Raw genomic sequence first — 6,604 nt, forward strand, 5'->3', positions numbered from 1 at the left:
GATGGTACGCCATTTTTATCCCACACTTTTACCTTGAAAAAATATGTTGTAGATGACTGCAAAGCCTTACCAGCAAAAGGAATATTGATTTGATTAGCAGAAACTATTTTTTTACTATCCCATACATCACCAATATTAGCTTCGCTATTTTTTTTGGTTGATGATACAATTATTTGATAAGCAGATTGGCTTTCATTATTTCCATTGGCTGCTAGTTTCCAACCAAAAACAGGAGCATCTAAAACACCTGTTGCATTATCAAAATGATTACAAGAAACCGATGCCACACGCAAACTATTTTGCGAAAACACACTGCTTGCAAAAACAAAAATGGCGACGTAACATAAAGCAAAAAACTTAATAAGAAAACGATTCATTTTATTGGAATTAATGGGCTAGTTTAATAATGTCTTTACCTTGTTTAAACGCTGCATACAAGTCTACAAAAGGTACTGTTCTAGATTCTTTTGCTGGGTCGTAAGCAGGGTTAAGTGTAGGTATATATTTGTTCTCTACATTCTTATCTAACCAATTAATTAAGTTGGCAAACAACTCTTTGGTTAGTGCTGGCTTAGTAAAAGCTAGATTGTTTTTCTCAGAAATATCAGCTTTAATGTTGTATAATTTCAAGCGACCATACCAATCAAAAATTAATTTATAATCGCCTTTTCGTATGGCAGAATGTGGCGTTAAAGCCAAGCCATCATCTGGATCATCTACCTTAACATTTAATGGATAATGCCAATAAAAAGTATTACGTGTATAACCTTTTTTTATATTCAAAGCATCGCTGAATAATGGTTTTAGGCTCATTCCATCAATTTTAAATGTATCAGTTTTTTGCCCAGCCAATTGAAGTAATGTTGGAAAAATATCAGCACAATGCACAGGTACATCACACCACTGATTTGCTTTGATTTTATTTTTTTGCCAAAAAATTAATGGCACTCTGATACCGCCTTCATACATCATGGCTTTGCTACCTTTTAATGGGGCATTGGAAGTAGTTAAACCATGTGCAGATTTAGCATCATAACCAATACCGCCATTATCTGACATGAAAACAATCACTGTATTATCATCCAACCCAGTTTCTTTAAGCTTGGTCATAATTTTACCAACTGATTCATCTAAGGTTTTTATCATGGCAGCATAAGTAGCATTTATATGGCCATTCCAACCTTTAGTAGCTTTTTTATTAAAGTAATCTTCCAACGCTTTGGGTGCTTGTAAAGGGCCATGCACAGCAAACTCGCAGAAGTATAATAAGAACGGTTTTTTATCTTTTGCAGCTACCTGATCATCTATAAAACCTAAGGCTTGCTCAGTTAAATCTTCAGTTAAATATTCTTTGCCTGTGGGCTTGCCAGATGTGCCTTGCATTAACACTTGCTGACGCATTTTAGGAAACTGTTTGTCTTTTCTATCCCAATCTTTTTTCCAGTTGTAATAGGGTGAACTGCCAGCATCAAAATAAGCAATTTCTTTAAAGCCTTGGTCGTGTGGTTGGTAGCCCTCAGAGCCATGACCACCCAAATGCCATTTACCTAAAAATGCAGAAGTATAACCTTGTAATGCCTCAGCAATACTGGTTTCATTTACGCCACTATCTTGTGGCTGGCCCGATGGCAGAGCAATATTGGTATAGCCATTTATTAATGCTTGTTGAATATCAATTTTATCGCCCCACAAGGCATTTTGTTCAGTAAAGCCTTTGGTTGGCGCTTCGCCCCTATTATAGAATGTGCTAGCACTACCAGCTGTGGCCGTCATAAAACCCAACTTTGCTGCGTACTTACCAGTAATTATGCTAGCCCTTGTAGGCGAGCACAGTGGATTAGAATAAGCTTGAGAAAAGGCAATGCCTTCGGCTGCTAGTTTATTAATATTAGGCGTTTCGTAAAACTGTGCAGACGCAGGCGTACCAAGGGTTTTAGTAGCATATACATTCAAATCCATATAGCCCAAATCATCAGCTAAAATGAAAATTATGTTTGGCTTTTTGGCTGAAGTTTGTTGCGCATTTACAAAAGAAATAACCCCAATAAAAAAGAGGAAAAGAATAATTCTTAAATTAATTTTCATCATGGCTGGCAATAAATGTCAAGTAATAGAACTTAATAGATAGATTTTATACCTACTAGTTTATAGAGGTGTGAATGTATTTTGCATTTAAGAATTAAACGTCCTGAACTGTGCTGACGAATGAAAAAATATTACGTCTAAATAAACGATATAAAAGTATTATATATTACTTTAACGATAGCTTTATTATTACTTCAAATTAATTGTATGATATACCGCAAATTGTACAATATCTCGATTATAAAATACATCGGTTGGCTTTTGCTGAAACCAATTTAAATACCCTAATTCTATCGTTAAATTTGGTAAAACATCTACACTAGTACCAACATACAACCTATTTTGGTCAAAACAATTGGTCACTATTTTACTACCTAAATTAACGTGTATTTCATCGTTTACTTTTAGCTTAATAAATCTATTATCGGCCATTTTAACAATAGGTATTGTTGCTTGTAAACGGTATCTAAACCGATAATTACCAAATGCAAAACCATCTTCTAATTCAGACTTTGAAGCATTGGTATTATGAAAAAACCTAGCTTCTAAACGATAACGATGATCTATTAAAATATGACCTAATTGTTGTTTATAAGCCATTTGAATATGGGGCCGTAATTCTGGCACGGTTAATACAATTGTCGCCTCAGGTTCATTTGGGTTTTGAAGAAATAAACACATACCTACAGATGCTTCCCAACCACTGCTTCCTAAAATCTTGTGTATATGGCTGCGTATTAAAAATTGATGCTGTGCTGTTGGATATATAAATTGCCTTTCTTGTATTTCTGATTGCAAGTATACTTTATCATTAAAATTTATTTTTTGATTGTATGCATACCATAGCAAGCTTTGGTGGGTAACTTGCTTTTGACCATACAAACATGTAGCATTAACAGTAATAAATAATACCGTAAGTAGCTTGAGTTTTTTAAGAGGCATGAGTTGAGTTGAGTATATTTTTATTAAAATTCTTTCTCGCCAATTTCGCTACTTGGCAACTTGGTTTTACTATTTATTTTACTAAAATTGAAACTAAAATTGAGTAAAAAAACATCGGTTTCGTATGTATAATTGGTGGTTGTGTAAAAATCTTTGCCAAAAGTGGTAATGCGTTGTTGATTTGCATTCAAGAAGCCCATATTCATATTTTGCCATTGTAGCCCTATTGAATATTTACCGTTGGCAAATGTTTTTTTAATTGAGGTATTAGGCACTAAAAACCTTGAGTCCTCGCCTTGTGCTGTAGGCTTATTTGAAGTGTAATTTACATTGGTTTGTAGCAACCATTTTTTGCCTAAATTAAAGCTAGCATTTGTATTTGCAGAATATACCCAACTGCTATTACTTACAATTGATGTTGTGCCTAAAACATTCAATCCGCCGTCAATAGTATAGTTGTAAACATTGGCACCAAAGTATAGTGTAAACCATTTGGCAGGTTTTACATTTGTACCCATTTCAAGGCCAAATAATCTAGCTCTTTCTGCATTGGTAAATAGCCTGTTTAAAATTGTATCAGCATAAACGCTGTTTACTCGCTGAATGGGGTTTTTAATATTTTGAAAATAAAGTGTTGCGAAGTAATTCCCTTTTTTAAAACTGTGGTTAATGCCAAGTTCTGCAAGGTCTACAAACTGTGGTAATAAATTAGGGTCACCTTGTTCCAATGTTTCAGAATGTTCACGCTCTGGTATTGGGTTTAACTCAAAGTTATTATTGCGTTGTACACGTTTGCTATAACCTGCTTTCATATTCCAAAAATTGTTGAAAGTGTATAACACATTCGCAGAAGGAAAGAGGTTGGATAAATCTAAATTATGTGGTTTTGTCTCGTATGAAAGGTTAACTTCTCTAGTCGCATATTCGTAACGTATGCCAGCCACATACTGCAATTTATTTACCTTGCCAGAATATTGTGAATATACAGAATTGATGGTGTTTCTAGCTTTGGCACTGCCTCTAAACCTTACCACATCAGGCTGAGAAGTTGCTGGCGTTACGGTATAATCAAATTGACCATCTTGTGTATCATACCTAAACTGGTAGCCACTTTCTAATTTGCCTGTACCTATATTAGTTGCATAATCTAGCTTTAAACGATAGCCATCAATTGGATTAACATAAGGATTGTAAACCTCTTGGTAAATTTGGTCTTTGGCAGGGTAATTAAAGTTCTTGTTACTGGTATTGCCATACAATTTTGCATGTTCGTACAATGTAGATGCTGTAAGTGTAGATTTGTTTTTAAACGTATGGGTATAATCAAAGTTAGCCAATGTAAAATTGCCTTCTTTAGTTTGCAGGTTCGAGTTAAAATATACGAATTGTCTTAGTGTTGTATTAGTTGTTAAATCGGCTGTAGAATTGTTATACAAAATATCGGCACGCCTTACTTGAAACTTTTTTCCTGCAAAAAAACCTACACTAAACACGTCGGTTTTACTTGGGGTGAAAATGATAGACGTTCTACCAGCGTAATTGTATTTATCAAAACTTCTTTCGCCACTTGAAGGAAAACGTGTAATGGTATTATTGGTGAAATTTTTTGTGTACACATCACCATCTCTTCTACCATTTACATCATTGCGTAAGTAATTGCCACCAACAGAAATATCCCAGTTTTTTTGCTTGATATTTACTGTTACATCGCCACCAAAACGTATAGGCTTTTCTAAATTATTGTATGTTGTAGTACTTGGCAAGCCACCTTGTATATTGGCTACCAAACCTATACCATCGGTAGTGCCTTTTTTAGTAATAATATTAATAATACCACCTTTACCGTCGGGGTCGTATTTTGCAGATGGTGCAGTAATTAGTTCAATGTTTTCAATACTATTTGCCGGTAATTGGCTTAAAACTGTTTGTGCATCGGTAAGTACAGGCTTACCATTTACCAATACCAAAAAACCAGTTGAACCACGCACACTAATATCACCTTGACCATTTACCGTAACCGATGGTAAATTTTTTAAAACATCAACCGCAGAGCCACCTTTAGCGGTTTCAAATTGGTTGGCTTGGTAAGTTTGTTTATCTATTTTATTGGCGTTAGTGGTTTTTTTACCAGTTACAGTTACCTCAGTTAAAAATTTACCACTAGGCTTTAACGTAATGGTGTTCAAGTTTAATTCCTGCTTATTATCTAAATCGATATTATCAATATATTTTGTTTCGTAACCAAGAAAAACCATTTTAACAATGTAGTTGCCTGAATTAATTTTTCCCAAGGTAAACGTTCCGTTTTGCTTGGTTACAGTACCAGCTACAACCGCAGAATCTTTTGAGTTTAGCAAAGCAATACTTGCATATTCTATTGGTTGCTTATTTGATTCATTTACAATTGTGCCTTTTATTGATGCAGATTGTGCAATGGCTACGAATGGAATAAAAAAAAATGAAAAGAAACTTGCTGCTAAAAAAATTGATTTCATATTGTGTAATGGTTGCTTGCTTATGCTAATTGTTTAAACCAAAAAAATGAGATGAAAATACATGGCAATTTCTGCCTTGTTACTGCCTAAACGTGTAGTAATATATTCTCTGACGTTTAAAATTTTTGTCAAATTTAATATTACGAAAATGCTCAGATGCAACTAACCCATTATCATAATAAGTGTATCTAAAACAATAGTTGCTTTCATCTTTTCTTTCTATTAAGTGATTGTTACTATCATATGCATATTCTTTAAATGATTTATTATTAGAACTATTTGATTTCGCCTTAATAATATTGCCTTTCTTATCATAGTCGTATTTCATACCATCTTTAAAGGGTGGCTTTTCACTATTCATATTAAATAAAAGTGATTCGCAATTAATTATTTGACCTATTGCATTAAAACCATACTTACTAGTTAGAAGAACAATATTTTTATTATATGCCGTCTCTTTTATTAAAACCCCGTTATTGTACTCAAATACTTGCGTAATGCTTAGAGGTGAATTGCCTCTATTAATTGAATCCTTCACTAAATTTTTATTTTTATACGTTAATGAATGACTTTCAATAAAAACTTGTGGTAGAATATTGGGTACATTTAGCGAATCAATTCTCTTTCTAGATATTAAACCACCTAAACTATCGTATTCAGAATAATACTCTCGCTCAATTTCGTTCTTACCATTAACATTTTCTATTTTTTGTAAAAAGCCTAGTGTATCAAAATAAAAAATTTCTTTATTGCCAACAACTAGTTCATTTAAATAATTATCAATAGTTATTATTAATATTTTATTATCTCTTATAAGCGCTTTATTGTAAGTATTTTCATAAAAATCTTCTCTAAAACTCGTTTTGTGTGTAATTATTTGCGCATCACCTACTTTAAAAAACACAAGCGTAAGTGCAAATAATTGAAATCCTTTCATTTGTATAATTATTTTACTATTTACTTCTCACACATCTAAATCCAGTGTTACTACTGCCAGAATCTGTACTACTCTTCATTCTGCGAGAAACTCTGTAACCTGTACAGTAACTTTTGTTGCACATAAATGAACCACCACGTAAAGA

General features: G+C 33.4%; 6 protein-coding genes. All 6 read right to left on the reverse strand.

Going from position 1 to position 6,604, the window contains the following annotated elements; translation table 11 throughout:
- Positions 1–377 (reverse strand): glycoside hydrolase family 78 protein (locus tag ACT9TX_RS18065; RefSeq protein WP_481340452.1); only part of this gene is annotated, 377 nt, incomplete at its 3' end.
- Positions 378–387: 10 nt separating this feature from the next.
- Positions 388–2,088 (reverse strand): sulfatase, encoded by a 1,701-nt coding sequence (locus tag ACT9TX_RS18070; protein ID WP_481340454.1) that lies wholly within the window; start codon positions 2,086–2,088, stop codon positions 388–390.
- Positions 2,089–2,274: 186 nt separating this feature from the next.
- The gene (locus tag ACT9TX_RS18075) at positions 2,275–3,027 is read right to left on the reverse strand and encodes a DUF2490 domain-containing protein (RefSeq protein ID WP_481340456.1); all 753 of its coding nucleotides are present in this window, start codon (positions 3,025–3,027) and stop codon (positions 2,275–2,277) included.
- Between the two features lie 23 nt (positions 3,028–3,050).
- On the reverse strand, positions 3,051–5,522 hold the full coding sequence (locus ACT9TX_RS18080; protein WP_481340458.1) for a TonB-dependent receptor: 2,472 nt from the start codon (positions 5,520–5,522) through the stop codon (positions 3,051–3,053).
- Between the two features lie 79 nt (positions 5,523–5,601).
- Positions 5,602–6,459 (reverse strand): hypothetical protein, encoded by an 858-nt coding sequence (locus ACT9TX_RS18085; protein WP_481340460.1) that lies wholly within the window; start codon positions 6,457–6,459, stop codon positions 5,602–5,604.
- Positions 6,460–6,475: 16 nt separating this feature from the next.
- On the reverse strand, positions 6,476–6,604 hold a 129-nt coding region (locus ACT9TX_RS18090), incomplete at its 5' end, for an SUMF1/EgtB/PvdO family nonheme iron enzyme (protein WP_481340462.1).

The sequence above is a fragment of the Parasediminibacterium sp. HNIBRBA5674 genome, assembly GCF_056745525.1.